This window comes from Faecalibacterium prausnitzii (genome assembly GCF_003287405.1).
Classification (GTDB): Bacteria; Bacillota; Clostridia; order Oscillospirales; family Ruminococcaceae; genus Faecalibacterium; species Faecalibacterium intestinale.
In genome coordinates, this window is sequence record NZ_PRLD01000002.1 from 146487 (window position 1) to 163608 (window position 17122).

Here is a 17122-nt window from a genome sequence, read left to right on the forward strand (position 1 = left end):
GTGCCGCAGCGCTGCTGTTTTGATTAGAAGCAGCGGCTGCCCTTGCGGCAAAGCTCTAAATTTTATAAGTTGGTTCCTTTACAACCATGAAATTGCGCAGCCTATGCGCAGACTTGTGAAACGGTCAATAAGAGTAGTAAAAGTGTAGTTGCTATATAGACTCTCATCACCCCGTCTTTTTGGATCACAGATAACGCGCAGCACCGGCACTTATGGCTGGGTGCTTTATCAGCGCGGAAAAAGCTGTTCCAAGCGCAGGTCTGCACATTTGTGCAGTGTCTGCGCTTTTTTGTTGTGCAAAAAGAGAACAGGGACGGAGGAAAAGATGAACGAGAACAAAGCACGTTCCCGGCTGGACCAGCGCCGTGCGCCCATCTACGAGGCGCTGGAGCGGTTCCGGCAGATGCGGGTGGTGCCTTTCGACGTGCCCGGCCACAAGCGGGGCCGTGGCAACCCGGAGCTGACCGCTTTTCTGGGTCAGCAGTGCGTGGGCGTGGACGTGAACAGTATGAAGCCGCTGGATAACCTCTGCCACCCGGTGTCGGTCATCCGGGAAGCTGAGGAGCTTGCCGCCGATGCCTTTGGCGCGGCACACGCCTTTTTAATGGTAGGCGGCACCACCAGCAGTGTGCAGAGCATGGTGCTTACCGCCTGCAAGCGGGGCGATGAGATCATTCTGCCCCGCAATGTGCACCGCAGCGTGCTGAACGCGCTGGTGCTGTGTGGCGCTGTACCGGTGTATGTGAACCCGGAGGTGGATAAGCGTCTGGGCATCTCGCTGGGTATGAAGCGGGAGCAGGTGGCCAAGGCCATCAAGGAGCACCCCAACGCTGTGGCCGTGCTGGTGAATAACCCCACCTACTACGGCATCTGCTCCGATCTGCGTGCCATCGTAAAAATGGCGCACGACGCCGGAATGCTCTGCCTTGCGGATGAAGCCCACGGCACCCACTTCTACTTTGGCGGCGGTCTGCCGGTGTCTGCCATGGCGGCAGGCGCGGATATGGCCTCGGTGTCCATGCACAAGAGCGGCGGCAGCCTGACCCAGTCCAGCCTGCTGCTCATCGGCCCCAACGTGCACCCGGGCTATGTGCGCCAGATCATCAACCTGACCCAGACTACCTCCGGCAGCTATCTGCTGATGTCCAGTCTGGATATCTCCCGCCGCAATCTGGCGCTGCGGGGACGGCAGGTGTTCCATCAGGTGGCGGACATTGCCGAGTATGCCCGCGAGGAGATCAACGCCGTAGGCGGTTACTACGCCTTTGGCAAGGAGCTGTGCAACGGCGATTCCGTCTTTGACTTTGACACCACCAAGCTCAGCGTCCATACGCTGGATATCGGTCTTGCCGGCATTGAGGTTTACGATATCCTGCGCGATGAGTACGATATCCAGATCGAGTTCGGCGACATTGGCAACATCCTTGCCTACCTGTCCATCGGCGACCGTCCGCAGGAGGTGGAGCGTCTGGTCAGTGCACTGGCCGAGATCAAGCGCCGCTACCGCACCGACGGCTCGGGTCTGCTGAGTCAGGAATACATCGACCCCGTGGTGGCTGCCAGTCCGCAGGAGGCCTTCTACGCCCCCAAAAAGAGCCTGCCCCTGCGGGAGACCGAGGGCATGGTGTGCAGCGAGTTCGTCATGTGCTATCCCCCGGGCATCCCCATCCTTGCACCCGGCGAGCGCATCACCAAGGAGATTTTGAACTATATCGAGTACGCCAAGGCCAAGGGCTGCAGCATGACCGGCCCGGAGGATCCTGAAATTTTGCACCTGAATGTTCTGGCATAAGGAGGGAAAAAGATGGAATTTTGGTTTTCAGAGTTTCACACCCCGGATGTGAAGCACAGCATCCGGGTGAACAAACAGCTCTACTCCAAGCAGAGCGATTACCAGCGCATTGATATCTTTGAGACCCCGGAGTTCGGCCGGGTGCTCACGCTGGACGGCAACGTGATGCTGACCGAGCGCGACGAGTTCATCTACGATGAAATGATCGTCCATGTGCCCATGGCGGTGCACAAGGAAGCCAAGGATATTCTGGTCATCGGCGCCGGTGACGGCGGCGTGGTGCGGGAACTGACCCGCTACGACCGTGTGGAGCGCATCGACCTTGTGGAGATGGACCCGCAGGTGGTGGAAGCCTGCCGCGCCTACCTGCCCGGCAATGCCTGCCGTATGGATGACCGCCGGGTGCATATCTACTTTGAGAACGCCCTGAAGTATATCCGCCGCTGCGAGGAGGAATACGACCTGATCATCGTGGACTCCTCCGACCCCTTCGGCCCCTCCGAGGGTCTGTTCACCCGCGAGTTCTACGGCAGCTGCTTCAACGCCCTGAAAGAGGACGGCATCATGGTCAACCAGCAGGGCAGCCCCTTCTACGCCGAGGACGCCAGCGCCATGCAGCGCAGCCACAAGCGTATTGCGTCCACCTTCCCCATCAGCCGGGTGTATCAGGCACATATCCCCACCTTTGCGGCGGGGTACTGGCTGTTCGGCTTTGCAAGTAAAAAGTATCATCCCATCGATGATCTGGACGCTGAATCGTGGAAGGCGCTGAATATGCGCACCCGCTACTACACCACAAAACTGCATATCGGAGCATTCTACCTGCCGGCTTTTCTGGAGGAGATGCTGCGGGAAGTGGAGGAACACTGATGCACCCCAACGTTGAGAACTTTATCGGCTGCGACAGCAGCTACCGCGCCGCCAGCATCGTGCTGTACGGTGCGCCTTACGATTCCACCACCAGCTACCGCCCCGGCGCACGGTTCGGCCCGGCGGCTATCCGGCACGAGAGCTATGGTCTGGAGACTTACAGCCCCTACCAGAACGCCGACCTGACCGATTTTGACGTGTTCGACAGCGGCGATCTGGAGCTGTGCTTCGGCTCCAGCGAGCTGGCGCTGGCCGATATCGAGGCCCGGGCAGAGGAAATTTTGAAGGACGGCAAGTTCCCGCTGCTGCTGGGCGGCGAGCATCTGGTCACGCTGGGCGCAGTGCGGGCTGCGGTGAAGAAATATCCCGACCTGCACATCGTCCACTTCGATGCCCATGCCGACCTGCGGGACGACTATCTGGGCGCGAAGCTGAGCCACGCCTGTGTGCTGCGCCGCTGCCACGAGCTGGTAGGGGATGGCCGTATCCATCAGTTCTGCATCCGCAGCGGAGACCGGGCAGAGTTCGAGTTTGCTGCTCAGCACACCGAGATGCACAAGTTCGATTTTACCGGCCTTGCCGAGCTGACCGCACAGCTGTGCGAGAGCAAGGTGCCGGTGTACCTGACCATCGATCTGGACTGCCTTGACCCCTCCTGCTTCCCGGGTACCGGTACCCCGGAGGCTGGCGGCGTAAGCTTTTTGCAGCTGCTGGATGCCATCCGCACTGTGACCAAGGCCAACATCATCGGCGCAGACCTGAACGAGCTGGCTCCCACGCTGGACACCACCGGCGTTTCCACCGCCACCGCCTGCAAGGTGCTGCGCGAGACCCTGATCGCGCTGGACAAGGGCTGGCCGGGCTTTCAGGTATAAATACGAAACTACCATTTTACAGATAAAGGAGTAACCGATATGAGCAAAGTTCTGATCATCGGCTGCGGCGGCGTGGCCTCCGTTGCCATCCATAAGTGCTGCCAGGTGCCCGAGGTGTTCACCGAGATCTGCATCGCCAGCCGTACCAAGGCAAAGTGCGATAAGCTGGCTGCCGAGCTGGCTCCCACCACCGCTACCAAGATCACCACCGCACAGGTGGACGCAGACAAGGTGGAAGAGGTCATCGCCCTGATCAAGGCTTACCAGCCCGATCTCGTGATGAACATCGCCCTGCCTTATCAGGATCTGACCATCATGGACGCCTGCCTTGCCTGCGGCGTCAACTATATGGATACCGCCAACTACGAGCCTGAGAACACCGACGACCCGGAGTGGCGCGCCATCTACGAGAAGCGCTGCAAGGAAGCCGGCTTCTCTGCCTACTTTGATTACAGCTGGCAGTGGGCCTACGCCAAAAAGTTCGAGGAAGCCGGCCTGACCGCCCTGCTGGGCAGCGGCTTTGACCCGGGTGTGACCCAGGCATACTGCGCCTACGCCAAAAAGCACGAGTTCGATACCATCGACACCATCGACATTCTGGACTGCAACGGCGGCGACCACGGCTATGCTTTTGCCACCAACTTCAACCCCGAGATCAACCTGCGCGAGGTGTCCGCTCCCGGCAGCTACTGGGAGAACGGCCACTGGGTAGAAATTCCCGCTATGAGCATCAAGCGGGAGTACAACTTCGATCAGGTGGGCGACAAGGATATGTACCTGCTGCACCACGAGGAGATCGAGTCTCTGGCAAAGAACATCCCGGAGGCAAAGCGCATCCGCTTCTTCATGACCTTTGGTCAGAGCTATCTGGATCATATGCGCTGTCTGGAGGACGTGGGAATGCTGTCCACCACCCCTGTCAGCTTCAACGGACAGGAGATCGTGCCCATCCAGTTCCTTAAGGCGCTGCTGCCGGACCCCGCCAGCCTTGGTCCCCGCACCAAGGGTAAGACCAACATCGGCTGCATCTTTACCGGCAAAAAGGACGGCAAGGACAAGACCTACTACATCTACAACGTCTGCGACCATCAGGAGTGCTACAAGGAAGTGGGCTCTCAGGCCATCAGCTACACCACCGGCGTGCCGGCTATGTGCGGCGCGCTGATGCTGCTCACCGGCAAGTGGAACACCAAGGGTGTGCACACCGTCGAGGAGTTTGATCCCGATCCGTATCTGGATGCACTGGACAAGTACGGCCTGCCCCGCTCCGAGAGCCACGACCCGGCTCTGGTGGACTGATGCGGGTGCGCGACAGCCGCCCGCCCTTTGCGGGGCTGGCAAACCTGTCCGAGGAGCAGCTGCACCGCCTGCCCACCCCCTGCTATCTGCTGGACGAAGCCCAGCTGCGCCGCAACGGCGAAATTCTGCTGGGTGTGCAGCAGCGCACTGGCTGCCGCATCCTGCTGGCGCAGAAGGCTTTTTCCAACTTCAATGTCTACCCGGTGCTGGCACCCTATCTGGCGGGTACCGAGGCCAGCGGCCTGTACGAGAGCCGCTTGGGCAGGGAAGAGCTGCCGGAGAAGGAGAACCATGTGTTCTGCGCCGCCTACCGGGCAGACGAGTTTGAGGAATTACTGCAATACGCTGACCATATCGTGTTCAACTCGCCCAGCCAGCTGGCAAAGTTCGGCCCGGCGGCAAAGGCGGCGGGCAAAAGCATTGGTCTGCGCATCAACCCGGAGTGCTCCACGCAGGAAGGCCACGAAATCTACGACCCCTGCGCCCCCGGCAGCCGTCTGGGCACCACCCGTGCCCAGTGGGACGCCGCCGTGGCGGCGCACCCGGAACTGCCCGCCCTGCTGGACGGTCTGCACTTCCACACCCTGTGCGAGCAGGACGCGGATGCGTTGGCGGTGACGCTGGCAGCGGTGGAGGAAAAATTTGCAGACCTGCTGCCCAAGATGCAGTGGCTCAACTTCGGCGGGGGACATCACATCACCCGTCCGGGCTACGACCTTGCTACGCTGGAAAGCTGCATCCTGTCGGTGCGGCAGAAGTACGGCGTGCAGGTGTATCTGGAGCCCGGCGAGGCTTGGGCGCTGAACGCGGGCTATCTGGTTACCACCGTGCTGGACACCCTGCACAATGGAGATACCAGCCTTGCCATTCTGGATATGTCTGCAGCCTGCCACACCCCGGACGTCATCGAGATGCCCTACCGCCCGCCGCTGCTGGATGCCGGTGAGGCAGGGGAGAAGGCGTGCACCGTCCGGCTGGGCGGCCCCACCTGCCTTGCGGGGGATATCGTCGGGGATTACAGCTTTGACGTTCCTCTTACCGAGGGGGATAAGCTCATCTTTGGCGATATGGCCATCTACACCACCTGCAAGAACAACACCTTCAACGGGATGCCCCTGCCGCCCATCTGGCTGCTGGGCGCAGACGGCAGCTGCCGGGAGCTGGTGCATTTCGGCTATCAGGACTTTAAAATGCGTCTGGGCGCAAAGTAAAGTAAAAGCGTTTGTCGCACTCTGCGGAGTTGCGACAAACGCTTTTTTACGCAAAAAAAACAACAAAAAAGCACCACACGTTTCCGTGTAGTGCCTTCGTTCTGGTGGAGATTACCGGGATCGAACCGGTGACCTCTTGCATGCCATGCAAGCGCTCTCCCAGCTGAGCTAAACCCCCAGATGTTTGTCCTCGTGCCTGACGACGTGTGTAATTATACCAGCCGGAGGGGCGCTTGTCAACAGGTTTTTGAAAATTTTTTGCAGCAAAAGATCCCCGCAGGGCGTGTGCCCGGCGGGGATCGAAAAGCGGGAAAGTGCTCTTTTTTGAAAAACTACGCCTTAGCGTGCCTGACGGTCAAAGATCTGCGGAGCCACGCGGCACAGCAGCACAGCGGCCACCATGGTGAGCAGGGTCTCGGGCAGCATATAACTGCCGTTGTAGGTCAGGCTGTAAGTCCATGCGGCCAGACCATCATTCAGGTTGCCCCACACCAGCACGCCGGACAAAAAGCTGCACATAAAGCGCAGGAAACCGGCGGCAAAGGTGCCTACGGCTACGCCCACGGTGCGGTTCTTGAAGGGGCGGGCGAACAGCTCGGCCAGACCCAGTGCCATAAAGGCCAGCACATAGTCCAGCAGCACCTCACCGAGGAAGTAGAGGAAGGTGGAAGCGGGAGGAGGGTAGAAGCCCATGATCATTTGCAGGCAGGCGTTTACAAAACCGGTGAACAGGCCCCACTTTGCGCCGTGGCGGAAGGACACCAGCACAAAGGGCAGCATGCTCAGCAGGGTAATGCTGCCGCCGTTGGGCATGGTGAAGAACTTGATGTTGGAAAGCACCGTGCCAATGGCGATCATCAGGGCGCATTCCACCAGAATACGGGTCTTGGAATAGGTTTTGGACATGATGAAAAAATTCCTCTCTCATAGTAGTACACAAAAACAAAATGCGCCTGCCGACAGCAGACGCATGGAGGTTTGTTGAACGTACCGGACAGTTCCGCAAACTCCCTACGCCGGCATTGCCCGGATCAGGTAAAGGGTACTCCGCGCGATGCGGATCTCAGCCTTACGGCACCCCTGTTTTTATGTCCGCCCACAGTATACGCGCCGGGGGACAAAATGTCAAGCCCGCAGACATATTCCGCCCCGGCGGCGCGTATGTTATACCATTGCAAAGCTGGAACGCAGGGAGGCGGGATATGAAAGCCGATCCGGAACAGCGCGCCGTGCAGCTGGGCGAGTACATTGCCGCCCACAACGCCACGGTGCGGGCAGCGGCGGCTGCGTTCGGGTGCAGCAAGTCCACCGTGCACAAGGACGTTGCCGTGCGGCTGCGCAGCATCAGCCCTGCGCTGTACGGGCAGGTGCGTGCCGTGCTGGCGCGCAACAAGGCCGAGCGTCACCTGCGGGGCGGGGCTGCCACCCGGCGCAGATACAGCCGCCGCTAAACCCCAAAAAGACCGCTGCATTGTGCAGCGGTCTTTTTTGAGCCACTTTTTCATGGAGGGGCGCAGCGAAAAGCGGCTGCTTTTATCCCCCGGTGTGGAACTGCTGCAATGCGCCTTTTTCCAGCCGGCTTACCTGTGCCTGACTGATGCCGATCTCCTGCGCCACCTCCATCTGGGTCTTACCGCGCAGATACCGCAGCTCCATAATGCGCTTTTCCCGGGGCGTAAGGGCGGCTACCGTGTCCCGGAACTGCAACCCGCTGATCCAGCTTTCCTCGCTGTCCAGGTCGCGCACCTGATCGATGACATACATCGCATCGCCGCCGTCGGTGTACACCGGCTCGTCAAGGCTGAGCGGCTCCACCACCGATTCCAGCGCGGCGGTCACCTCGCGCCGGGCAAGGCCCGCTGCGGCGGCGATCTCGTCCATGGTGGGCTCGCGCCCCAGCTGCTTTTCCAGCGCTTCCCGCGCCTGCATGGCGCGATAGGCGGTGTCCCGCAGGGTGCGGCTTACCCGCAGAGCGTTGTTGTCCCGCAGGAATCGCCGTATCTCCCCGATGATCATCGGCACGCCGTAGGTGGAGAAACGCACCGGCTGCGCGGGGTCAAAATTGTCGATGGCTTTGATCAGCCCGATGCACCCCACCTGAAACAGATCGTCCAGATTTTCGCCCCGCTGGGCAAACCGCTGCACCACGCTGAGCACCAGCCGCAGGTTGCCCTCCACCATCCGCGCCCGGGCAGCTTTGTCCCCGGCGTGGGCAAGGGTGAGCAGCTGCCGCTTTTCCGCTTCGGTCAGCACAGGCAGCTGCCCCGTGTTTACACCGCATAGCTCCACCTTGTTGTACATCCAAACGCCCCCGGTCTTTTAGCTTTACCGGAAGTATGGCTCTGTGCGCCGGGCGCTATGCGTGGAAAAAATTGAGCGCCCCTCCGCAAAAGAGGGACGCATTATAGACAAACCTGATACACGTTCCCACGCGGAATGTCAAGCGCTGTACCTGCGGCTACTCGCTTTCAAGGCGGGTTTTCAGGGTGTGGATGATGCGCTTTTCCAGCCGGGAGATATAGCTCTGGCTGATGCCAAGGGCGTCGGCGGCTTCCTTCTGGGTGCGCTCCACGCCGTCGGTAAGGCCGAAGCGCAGCTCCATGATCTGCCGCTCCCGTGCCGAAAGCGCTGCCACGGCGCGGCGCAGCACGGCGCGCTCGGCGTCCTGCTCCAGCTGCTGGCTTACCGCGTTGGCATCGCTGCCAAGGATGTCCGAAAGCAGCAGCTCGTTGCCGTCGCCGTCCACGTTCAAAGGCTCGTCGATGCTGGCTTCCTGCCGGCGGTTGGAGCTTTTGCGCAGGTACATCAGGATCTCGTTGCCGATGCAGCGGCTGGCGTAGGTGGCAAGCTTGATGCTGCGGGCAGGGGTAAAGGTGTTTACCGCCTTGATCAGCCCGATGGTGCCAATGCTTACCAAGTCCTCGGCGGGCACGCCGCTGTTTTCGTACTTTTTTGCCAGATACACCACCAGCCGCAGGTTGTGGGTGATCAGCTCCTCGCGGGCGGCGGCGTCCCCGGCGGCCATGCGGTCAAGCAGGGTTTTTTCCTGCTCGGTGGTCAGGGGCGGGGGCAGGCTGGGCCCGCCCGCCAGATAATGCACCGCGCCGCAGTAGCGCAAACGCCCCCACAGCCGCTGCCACATCTGCCGGAAAAACTGCAACATGGATATCCCTCCTGTGCAATAATTATTATATGTATGACAGGGGAGCGTGCTCGCCCTCTCCGTCACGGCTTGCGCCGTGCCACCTCTCCCAAAGGGAGAGGCTTTGGCATAGCGGAAAAGTTTCCGGTTACATCGTAAAGTTTTCAGATGCAATAGTTCCATCTGAAAGTGTTTCTCTGCAAAGGGAAGAACTCTTGTAAAAAGATGGAGCAAGTGTGGACTGCCAAGGGCTCTCCCTTTGGGAGAGCTGGCGCGTCAGCGCCTGAGAGGGCGAGCCCGCTAACCAGCAAAGCCGCAAGGCTTTGACTGAGGGGGGGTAAAACTACACCCCCACATCCTCCGCTACGTCGTCCCCCAGCAGCAGCGTCCATGCGCCGGCGGGGGCGTCCGGGGCGCAAAAAGCCGCCAGCAGGCCGGGCACGCGGCGCTGCCCGCAGCACAGTGCGGCGGGCACGGCAGGCAGCAGGCAGCGGCCGGTAACGGCGGCGCAGGGCACAAACTGTACCCCAAGCCCGGGGGGCGGGGCAGCGCCGGCGGCAAACCAGCTGTCTAAGGTTTCCCGCAGCGGCGCGGGCAGCCGGCTGCGCACCGGCGGGTACTGCACCAGCACCACCCGCCGCCCGGCAAGGGGGTCCTGCAGGGTAAAGCCGGTGTCGTGGTAAGCCTGCACCGGCACAGCCGCCCCTGCCAGATGCAGCACGGCGGCAAAGCAGCCCCGCTGCGGGCGTCCAAACACCGCCAGCAGCCCGCGCAGCAGCGCATACACCCCGGCGCAGCAGAGCAAAAGCTGCCCCGGGCGCACCGGCAAAAGCACGCTCAGGTTGTTGGCCTGCACCCCGGGCAGCACCACCGCGCCGCACAGCACGCCGTTCAGCGCCGCGTACCACCCGCACAGGCGGGCAAAGCTGCGCGCCCCGGGCACGCCGTAGCACACCGCTACCACGCAGCAGCAGCTGACTATTTTATATAGTACCGCCAGCGGGGTGCACCACGGCGGCGCCAGCAGGGCAAGGGTGCTTACGGCAGCCGCCGCGCTGCCCGCGCACAGCCGCAGCCCGGTGCAGCTGCGCCCGCACAAAAGCCCCGCGCCCAGCAGCAGCGCGGCGGCTGCGGCAAAGTTTACCAGCAGCAATTCGTCCACAAAAACAACTGTTTTCATTGCAAAGCACCGCCTTATGGTTCTGAGAGCCAGTTTTTCATAAAATTGCGAAAAAAACTGTCACACCAGAAAAACCCGCATGAACAGTGCATATTTGCTACAAAAGCCGGGACTGGGTTTCACAGTTTTTACACTTTTTTCAAAAAAGTACTTGAACATTTCTGGAAAGTGTGGTATATTATTGCCATCCTAGTAAGGATTGAGCCGGAAACACCGGTTCGAAAATATTTTTTCTATTTTTGAAGGGAGTAATTCATTATGATGATGCCTGCAAATTTCTCTGCTGTGTCTGAGAACGAAATGACCTACGTTATCGGTGGCGGCGTTGCTGACTACCTGGCCCCCGTGATGGAGTCTGCTCAGTGGCAGAACTTCAGCAAGAACATGGTGACTGTGGTCGGTAACAAGTACCTGAGCGGTTTCCTGACCAACACCGTTGGCGCTATGTTCAGCGGCACCTGGAAGCCCGGCGTTGGCATGGCTGGCTTCGGCAAGCAGTTCGGCGACATCTGGGCTGTTAACTACACCAACAAGCTGGGCGATGACACCACCGGCTTCCAGAAGTTCAAGTGGGGCCTGAAGGGCGCTGGCAACATCGCTCTGAACGTTGTTGGCAACCTGGCTGCTATCTACAACCTGGGCTTCGGCACCGTGAAGAACGCTGCTTCCGAGAGCACCTTCGTTAAGAATGGCGATTTCGCTTTCTAATCAGTTTTAACTGACTAGATCATGCTTGCGTGACTGTACCTTTAGGGGTGCAGGGAACATAACAGCATAATGACACCCCCGTGGGCGTAAGCCTGCGGGGGTGTTTTTTTACCCCTTCCGTCTCGCTGCGCTCGCCAGCTCCCCCAAGGGGGCGCCTTAGGTGCAGCCGGAAAGTTTGCTATCACCGCCCAAAGCCGTCCCCTTGGACAGACTCTCCCCGGCCGGGGAGAGATGTCGCGTTAGCGACAGAGTGGGGAGCGGGTGGCTGCGAACGTAGTGAGCAGACGGAAGGGGTACACTCCGGGAAGTCGCTAACCGGAAAAACGAGACTGAGAGGGTTTTCCCACGTTCACACTTCTTTTACCAGACTGTTACTTTCCGTTTTATGCGGTTTGTGGTATACTATGGTCAACATGGGTCACCATGGCTACACTGAAACAGACAGGATGTGAAATCCTCTTATGAAAGATGGTTTTTTAAAGGCAGCTGCCTTTTCGCCCGCCTTGCGGGTGGCAGACTGCACCTATAACGCGCAGCAGGTGCTGGCGCAGCTGCAAGCTGCCGCGCAGCGCGGGGTAAAGCTGGCGGTATTCCCGGAGTTTTGCCTTACCGGCTACACCTGCGGCGATTTGTTTTTGCAGCGCACTTTGCAGCAGGGCGCACTGGATGCGCTGGAATGGCTGCTTGCGCAGACCCGCACGCTGGATACCGTGGCGCTGGTGGGCTTGCCGCTGCTGGTACACGGCAAGCTGTACAACTGCGCCGCCGTGCTGTGCCGCGGGCAGCTGCTGGGCATCGTGCCCAAGACCTACCTGCCCAACTACGGCGAGTTCTACGAAAAACGGCAGTTCACCCCCGGCAGCACCGAGGTGCAGACGGTGACTGTCTGCGGGCAGCAGGTGCTTTTTGGTACGTCGCTGCTGTTCCGCTGCCGCCAGATGCCCAGCTTTGTGCTGGGCGTGGAGCTGTGCGAGGACTTGTGGAGCGCGCTGCCGCCTTCCACCTTCCACGCGCTGGCGGGCGCTACCGTCATTGCAAACCTTTCTGCCAGCGACGAGACCGTGGGCAAAGCCGAGTACCGCCGCGCACTGGTGGCAAACCAGTCCGCCCGGCTGCTGTGCGGCTACCTGTACGCCTCGGCAGGGCACGGTGAAAGCACCACGGACATGGTGTTTGCCGGCCACGACCTCATCGCCGAGGACGGCAGCATTCTTGCCGAGACTGCGCCCTTTGCGGGCGACCATGCCGAGACCGAGCTGGACTGCCAGCGCATGGAAGCCGAGCGTGCCCGCAACACCAGCTTTGAGCCCAGCGCCGAGGGCTACGTCACGGTGGAATTTGACCTTGCACCGGAGGAAACGGTGCTCACCCGCCGCATTGACCCTGCGCCCTTTGTGCCGGGCGACCCGCAGCGCCGCGCCGCCCGGTGCGAGCTGATTTTAAAAATGCAGGCCGACGGCCTTGCCAAGCGGCTGGAGCACGCCCGCGCAAAAACGGCGGTCATTGGCATTTCCGGCGGCTTGGACAGCTGCCTTGCCCTGCTGGTGGCAGTGCGCGCCATGAAGCAGCTGCACCGCCTCGCCGCCGATGTGCTGGCGGTGACCATGCCCTGCTTTGGCACCACCAAGCGCACCCGCAGCAACGCCGAGATTTTGTGCGGGGAGCTGGGCGTGAGCTTTCAGGAGATCCGCATTGCCAACACTGTGCGCAGCCACTTTGCGGATATCGGACAGGACGAGAAGGTGCTGGACGTCACCTTTGAAAACGGGCAGGCGCGTGTGCGCACGCTGGAGCTGATGGATCTTGCCAACCGCACCGGCGGCCTTGTGGTGGGCACGGGCGACCTTTCGGAGCTGGCGCTGGGCTGGGCGACCTACAACGGCGACCACATGAGTATGTACGGCGTAAATGCCGGTGTGCCCAAAACGCTGGTGCGTTATCTGGTGCAGTACGAAGCCGAGACTGCCGCCACCGCCGCTTTGCACGATGTGCTGCTGGATATTCTGGCTACCCCGGTCTCGCCGGAGCTGCTGCCCGCCAAGGACGGCGAAATTGCACAGATCACCGAGGATCTGGTGGGCCCCTACGAGCTGCACGATTTTTACTTGTATTATGTGCTGCGCTGCGGCTTTGGCCCGGCAAAGATCTACCGGCTGGCAAAGGCTGCCTTTGCGGGCAGGGCAGAGTACACGGACGCCGTGCTGTACAAGTGGCTGCGCAACTTCTACTGGCGCTTTTTTGCCCAGCAGTTCAAACGCAGCTGCCTGCCGGATGGCCCCAAGGTGGGCAGCGTGACCCTTTCGCCCCGGGGCGACTGGCGGATGCCCAGCGACGCTTGCGCCACCCTTTGGCTGGCAGAGCTGGAGCAGCTCAAGCCCGGGGAGCAGTAAGCTATGAAGAACAAAAAGCTTTTGACCAATATCCTGTTTGCAGCGGTGGTGCTGGCCATCGCAGCGGTACTGCTGGCTGCGCGCAGCCGCAGCGCCACCGGCGGAAAACTGGCTGCCCAGCTGATCTACGGCGACAACAATGCCGTGCTGGACATTCCGCTGGACAAGGACGAGACTTACAGTGTGGACACCGGTTATTATACGGTGCATATAGAGGTAAAGGACGGCAGCGCGCGGTTTATTGAATCGCCCTGCCCGGATCACATCTGCGAGGGCTTTGGCTGGCTGTCGGCGGAGGATCAGACCGCCACCTGCCTGCCCGCCCGCGCCGTGCTGACCATCGTTCCGGTGGGCTAAAAAAGGAGTATTCTCATGTTGGACGAAAACGAGCATTCCCGCAAGGAGGACGGCCGCTCCCTGCACCGCCTTTTGCACAAGACTGAGCAGCAGGACGCCACCGTGGAGGTGGACAGCGCCGCATTTTTCTCGGAGCTGCCGCCGGAGCAATCTGCTCCGCCGCCCCGCCGCCCGCAGCAAAACACCCCCCGCACCACGGTGTCCGGGGGAAATGGGGCATACCAGCCCCCGAAACGAGGGAAGATCTTGCTGATCGTACAGGCAATTTTAAGCGTTCTGGCGCTGGTGCAGCTATGGCGCACCCAGATGCTGCCGGTGCTGTATCTGGTGGTGCTGGCGGCGCTGCTTGCACTGCTGTGGCTGCTGGTCAAGCGCTGTCAGGAGTACAAAACTGCAGGCGCGGTGTCCCGGGCATTCTCGGTGGTGCTGTGTGCTGCCATGGCGCTGGGCTGCGTGTGGGCGCAGCAGGGTCTGACGGCGCTGGGCGATATGACCACCGGCTTTTTGAGCGACGCCGAGGCGAAAAAGATCACCAAAGAGCCTTTTGTGGTGTACCTGAGCGGCGTGGATACCCGCGGCGAGCTGACCGAAAAAGCCCGCAGCGATGTGAATATCCTTGCCGCCGTGAACCCCGAGACCAAGCAGGTGGTGCTGATCAACACCCCGCGCGATTACTATGTGGATCTTGCCGGAACAAACAGCAAGGATAAGCTGACCCATGCCGGCCTTTACGGCGTGCAGACCAGCATGGACACCCTTGGCAACCTTTACGGGGTGGATGTGCAGCACTACATCCGCATCAATTTTGCAGGCTTTATCAACATCGTTGATGCGCTGGGCGGCGTGGACGTATACTCCGATCAGGCGTTCACCTCGGTGGGCAGCCCCGGCTACTACGACCCCACCACCTTTGCCGAGGGCTGGAACCATCTGGACGGCAAGGCTGCGCTGGCCTTTGCCCGCGAGCGCCATGCCTTTAAGACCGGCGACGTGCAGCGCGGCATCAACCAGATGAAGGTGATCGATGCCATGCTGAACAAGATCAAGTCCCCGGCGCTGCTGATGGGATTTTCCAAGATCATGGATTCTGCCGCCGATTGCTTCGTCACCAGCCTTTCCCAGAACCAGATCAGCGCACTGGTGCGGATGCAGCTCAGCGATTTTGCAGAGTGGAACATTGAAAGCTACACCGTTACCGGCTCCTCCGGCAGCAGCACCAAGTGCTACTCTGCCAAGGGGCAGAAGCTCTATGTCATGAAACCGGACGAAAACTCCGTGGCAAAGGCCAAGGCGATGGTCGCGGCGGTGTTGGGCGGCGAGGGCACGGTAAGCTCCACCACCCAGACCCCGGAAAAGACGGACGTGTACACCCCCACCGCCGACCCCGATGCCGCTGTCTCTGTGCCTGAGACGCCCGCCGACAGCGTGATCGTGGAAGAACCGGTGGAAAGCGTGCCCGAACAGTCTGGTGAGCAGCCTGCGGAGCAGCCCGCCGAACAGCCGGCAGAGCAGCCTGCAGAAACGCCCGCCGAGCAGCCCGCTGCCACCGAGACGCCACAGCCGGAGACCCCCGCCGAGGGCGGCAGCACCGAGACGCCCGCCGTCAGCCTGCCCACGCAGGAGCAGGTAGAGCAGACCGCAGGCTCGCTGTACAGTGCCGCTTCCACCGTGCTGGACGCCATCCTTGGCGGCAGCGGGAACTGAGCATCCCTTTTGCGTAAACAACAAAGAGGTCACTGCACAAATCCTGTGCGGTGGCCTCTTTTTACGTTGCTGCAACAAAAAAGCTGCCTGCATAGCAGCAGACAGCGCAAAAACACAAAAGGGAAAACGAGATAGACCGTAAGCCGGGTTCTGTATTAAACGACGATCTGTCTAGGCCTGCCATTGCTGACAGGCTCGTGCCGCCTTCGGGACACGCGAGCAGCGCTGTACGTCCCATATAGGCGTTGCTTCCGGTAGGGTTTACAAAGCCGCATGGTCACCCATGCGCTGGTGAGCTCTTACCTCGCCGTTTCATCCTTACCGCATTGCTGCGGCGGTTTGTTTTCTGTTGCACTTTCCCTAAGGTCACCCTCGGCTGCCGTTAGCAGTTACCGTGCTCTGTGAGGCCCGGACTTTCCTCAGAGCGGTCAAAGCCGCCCCGCCGCCGTATGTTCCACTCGTTTTCCGTTCCTCATGATACCATAAAAAAGTAAGATTTGCAAGTGAAACGGATTTTTGTTATAATATCATTTGTATTTTTTGTGGATTTTGCAGGGGAGGGGCAGGCCATGCAGCTGTATTTTGCCGTGCCGGATACGGCAGCCACCCACGAGGGGGTGCTGGTGCGCAGCTTTCTGCGCCAGTGTGCCGTCTCTACCGACCTTGCCCGGGCGGTCAAGTTCCGGGGCGGCGGCTTTTTTGCGGACGGTGTGCCTGTGCTGGCAAACCGGCGCATCTTCCCCGGGCAGGTGCTTTCCTTTGCCCTGCCGCCGGAAGGGGACGGTGTGACCCCGCAGCCGGAGATCCCGGTCAAGGTGGTCTACGAGGATGCCTTTGCTGTGGTGCTGGAAAAGCCGCCGCAGCTGGCGGTGCACCCCACCCTGAACTACCCCGGCGGTACGCTGGCAAACGGCTACGCGGCGTGGGCGACTGCCCACGGCCACAGCCCGGTGTTCCGCCCGGTGAACCGCATTGATAAGGACACCAGCGGCCTTGTGCTGGCGGCGAAAAACGCCTACGCCGCACCGCTGCTGGCAGGCGGGGTGGAAAAGCTGTACTATGCCGTTGCGCAGGGCGCGCTGCCGCCGGGGGAAGGGGTCATCGATGCACCCATCGGCCGCCGGGGCGACAGCATCATCGGGCGCTGCGTCACCCCCGAGGGCAAGCCCAGCCGCACGGAGTATACTATTATAAAGGAAGAAAACGGCCTTAGCCTTGCAGCCTGTGTGCCGGTGACCGGCCGCACCCACCAGATCCGGGTGCATTTTGCGTCTATTGGCCATCCGCTTGCCGGGGACGACCTTTACGGCGGCAGCCGGGAGCGCATTGGCCGGCAGGCGCTGCACTGCGCCCGGCAGAGCTTTGCGGTGCCTGTGTACACCCCGCTGCCGGACGGCATCCGGGTGGAAATGCCCTTGCAGCTGCGCACGGTCACGGTGGAAAGCCCGCTGCCGCCGGATATGGAAGCGCTTTTTTCGTGAAAACTGCGTGAAAAAGTAGCCAAATTTTATGTAAGCGCTTGTTTCAAACCATGCAAAGTGTATAATAAAAAAGAGAGCATATTGTGTACAGGCCCTGTTGGCCTTTTGAACAG

The 17122-nt window shown here is 60.7% G+C and carries 15 protein-coding genes, 1 tRNA gene, 1 other RNA gene and 1 riboswitch; of the genes, 11 read left to right on the forward strand and 6 right to left on the reverse strand.

Translation table 11 applies throughout. The features are described 5' to 3' along the window. Positions 1–325: 325 nt before the first annotated feature. The 5 genes from C4N24_RS03075 to C4N24_RS03095 are packed head-to-tail and all read left to right on the forward strand — an operon-like array spanning position 326 to position 6047. On the forward strand, positions 326–1792 hold the full coding sequence (locus C4N24_RS03075) for an aminotransferase class I/II-fold pyridoxal phosphate-dependent enzyme (RefSeq protein WP_015537818.1): 1467 nt from the start codon (positions 326–328) through the stop codon (positions 1790–1792). Between the two features lie 12 nt (positions 1793–1804). Next, the gene (speE, locus tag C4N24_RS03080; protein ID WP_055186663.1) at positions 1805–2662 is read left to right on the forward strand and encodes a polyamine aminopropyltransferase; all 858 of its coding nucleotides are present in this window, start codon (positions 1805–1807) and stop codon (positions 2660–2662) included. Beyond that, positions 2662–3537 (forward strand): agmatinase, encoded by an 876-nt coding sequence (gene speB, locus C4N24_RS03085; RefSeq protein WP_112090275.1) that lies wholly within the window; start codon positions 2662–2664, stop codon positions 3535–3537. Before speE ends, speB begins: the two co-directional genes overlap by 1 nt. Positions 3538–3576: 39 nt before the next feature. After that, positions 3577–4836, forward strand: coding sequence for a saccharopine dehydrogenase family protein (locus tag C4N24_RS03090; protein WP_112090276.1), 1260 nt, complete (start codon positions 3577–3579; stop codon positions 4834–4836). Next, complete coding sequence (locus C4N24_RS03095; RefSeq protein WP_112090277.1) at positions 4836–6047, forward strand: carboxynorspermidine decarboxylase; 1212 nt, start codon at positions 4836–4838, stop codon at positions 6045–6047. The genes C4N24_RS03090 and C4N24_RS03095 overlap by 1 nt, the downstream gene beginning before the upstream one ends. 102 nt (positions 6048–6149) lie before the next feature. On the opposite strand, the gene C4N24_RS03100 is transcribed toward C4N24_RS03095, so the two are convergent. Further along, a tRNA-Ala gene (locus C4N24_RS03100) sits at positions 6150–6225 on the reverse strand. Positions 6226–6386: 161 nt separating this feature from the next. Next, positions 6387–6953, reverse strand: coding sequence for an energy-coupled thiamine transporter ThiT (thiT, locus tag C4N24_RS03105; RefSeq protein ID WP_005923196.1), 567 nt, complete (start codon positions 6951–6953; stop codon positions 6387–6389). Between the two features lie 85 nt (positions 6954–7038). Further along, a riboswitch (TPP riboswitch) is annotated at positions 7039–7139 on the reverse strand. 110 nt (positions 7140–7249) lie between these two features. Between thiT and C4N24_RS03110 the strand changes: the two genes are divergently transcribed. Then, entirely contained in the window at positions 7250–7498 is a 249-nt protein-coding gene (locus C4N24_RS03110) for a sporulation transcriptional regulator SpoIIID (protein WP_015537824.1), read from the forward strand. An 82-nt stretch (positions 7499–7580) separates the two neighbouring features. Here C4N24_RS03110 and sigG read toward each other — a convergent pair whose 3' ends face one another. The 3 genes from sigG to C4N24_RS03125 all read right to left on the reverse strand — a co-directional run bounded on the left by sigG (position 7581) and on the right by C4N24_RS03125 (position 10369). Continuing rightward, entirely contained in the window at positions 7581–8348 is a 768-nt protein-coding gene (gene sigG / locus C4N24_RS03115) for an RNA polymerase sporulation sigma factor SigG (protein WP_112090278.1), read from the reverse strand. Positions 8349–8505: 157 nt separating this feature from the next. Beyond that, positions 8506–9210 (reverse strand): RNA polymerase sporulation sigma factor SigK, encoded by a 705-nt coding sequence (sigK, locus tag C4N24_RS03120; RefSeq protein ID WP_112090279.1) that lies wholly within the window; start codon positions 9208–9210, stop codon positions 8506–8508. A gap of 322 nt (positions 9211–9532) precedes the next feature. Then, positions 9533–10369 (reverse strand): sigma-E processing peptidase SpoIIGA, encoded by an 837-nt coding sequence (locus tag C4N24_RS03125; RefSeq protein WP_112090280.1) that lies wholly within the window; start codon positions 10367–10369, stop codon positions 9533–9535. A gap of 258 nt (positions 10370–10627) precedes the next feature. Here C4N24_RS03125 and C4N24_RS03130 point away from each other — a divergent pair, with 258 nt between their 5' ends. From C4N24_RS03130 to C4N24_RS03145, 4 genes are all read left to right on the forward strand, one after another. Continuing rightward, entirely contained in the window at positions 10628–11077 is a 450-nt protein-coding gene (locus C4N24_RS03130) for a hypothetical protein (RefSeq protein WP_112090281.1), read from the forward strand. A gap of 461 nt (positions 11078–11538) precedes the next feature. Continuing rightward, positions 11539–13467, forward strand: coding sequence for an NAD(+) synthase (locus tag C4N24_RS03135; RefSeq protein ID WP_112090282.1), 1929 nt, complete (start codon positions 11539–11541; stop codon positions 13465–13467). A gap of 3 nt (positions 13468–13470) precedes the next feature. Continuing rightward, entirely contained in the window at positions 13471–13824 is a 354-nt protein-coding gene (locus tag C4N24_RS03140) for a NusG domain II-containing protein (RefSeq protein WP_112090283.1), read from the forward strand. A gap of 15 nt (positions 13825–13839) precedes the next feature. Further along, positions 13840–15528 carry an LCP family protein gene (locus C4N24_RS03145; protein ID WP_112090284.1) on the forward strand — a complete coding sequence of 563 codons (1689 nt, stop codon included), beginning with the start codon at positions 13840–13842 and terminating at the stop codon, positions 15526–15528. Between the two features lie 123 nt (positions 15529–15651). Here C4N24_RS03145 and rnpB read toward each other — a convergent pair. After that, positions 15652–15989, reverse strand: an RNA gene (gene rnpB / locus C4N24_RS03150) — RNase P RNA component class A. A 108-nt stretch (positions 15990–16097) separates the two neighbouring features. On the opposite strand from rnpB, the gene C4N24_RS03155 reads away from it, so the two are divergent. After that, positions 16098–17009 carry an RluA family pseudouridine synthase gene (locus C4N24_RS03155; RefSeq protein ID WP_112090285.1) on the forward strand — a complete coding sequence of 304 codons (912 nt, stop codon included), beginning with the start codon at positions 16098–16100 and terminating at the stop codon, positions 17007–17009. The last annotated feature ends 113 nt before the right edge of the window (positions 17010–17122 follow it).